Annotated in this window: 1 protein-coding gene; it reads right to left on the reverse strand. The window is 56.9% G+C overall.

Going from position 1 to position 965, the window contains the following annotated elements; genetic code table 11:
* Positions 1-44: 44 nt before the first annotated feature.
* On the reverse strand, positions 45-824 hold the full coding sequence (locus ABD654_RS05610; protein ID WP_344703117.1) for a hypothetical protein: 780 nt from the start codon (positions 822-824) through the stop codon (positions 45-47).
* Positions 825-965 lie beyond the last annotated feature (141 nt).

The following is a 965-nucleotide window of genomic DNA, read 5'->3' on the forward strand; positions in this document are numbered from 1 at the left end:
CACCGGAAGACGGTGCCGTCTCGAAATCGGCGTTCGGCGACGAGCTACCGGCTCCCCGGGGCTTCAGGATGCCCAGTCAGCGTTCCGGTGAATAAGCCGGGTTCCTGCAAGCCGGTCGCGCTCTCTTCCAGCGTCTCTTTCATGCTGTGGCTGCCGGCGGCCAGATCTTCGGCGGCGTGCTGTGCCGCTTGGCTGATATCGCTTACGGTGTCTTCCACCTGACGGCGAATCTCGGGTACGGCTTCCACAGCGCGATCACGCATATCCCGGAAAGCCCCCAGATGCGATTCAAGATCATCCAGCTGGCGCTGAGTGGTGGCCAGCAGGGGCTCAAGGCCGCTCATGGCGTCAGGAATCGAGGCAGCGCTGTCGCTGATATGCGAGAGGCTGGTTTCGGTTTGAGTAATTGCGGTCACGCCCTGTGCGTACTGATCGCTCATCTCGGCCAGCTGCTGGCGATAGTTTTCCTGCCATTCCACCAGCGATTTGACCGAGGCATCCAGCGCTTTGAAGTTTTCACCAAACTGCTCGGTAAGCTGATTATTAAAGTCTTGAATGACTTCTTTCAGCGCGTTAATAACCTGCTCGGTGGCAGACTTGGACATCATCTCGGCAAAGTCATGCAGCTGCGTCGAGAGGTTTTGCGCAAATTTATCAAAGCTTGCCCGCTGGTCTTCGGCCTGTCGGTTCAGCGCCTCAGCCGCCTCTGCCTGGCGTTCGGCTTCCCTGGCAACCGCTTTGTGGTTATCGTCCTGATTCTGGCGCAGCAAACGAATCTGCCCCGTCAGCGTATCGCTGTCGTCTCCGGCAATGGCCTGATGCAAACGTTCTAGTCCTTCATTTTGCTCGCGCATCAGCTGATAAGTGCTTATTCAAAATTAATCGCGTATTCAGTGCCATAACCACCAAGTAGGCGGTGTACCTCATCACAGAGGCGATCAAAAGAGAGATAGGCTCCCAGCGGC

The organism is Halomonas cibimaris, assembly GCF_039537045.1.
Taxonomy (GTDB): domain Bacteria; phylum Pseudomonadota; class Gammaproteobacteria; order Pseudomonadales; family Halomonadaceae; genus Vreelandella; species Vreelandella cibimaris.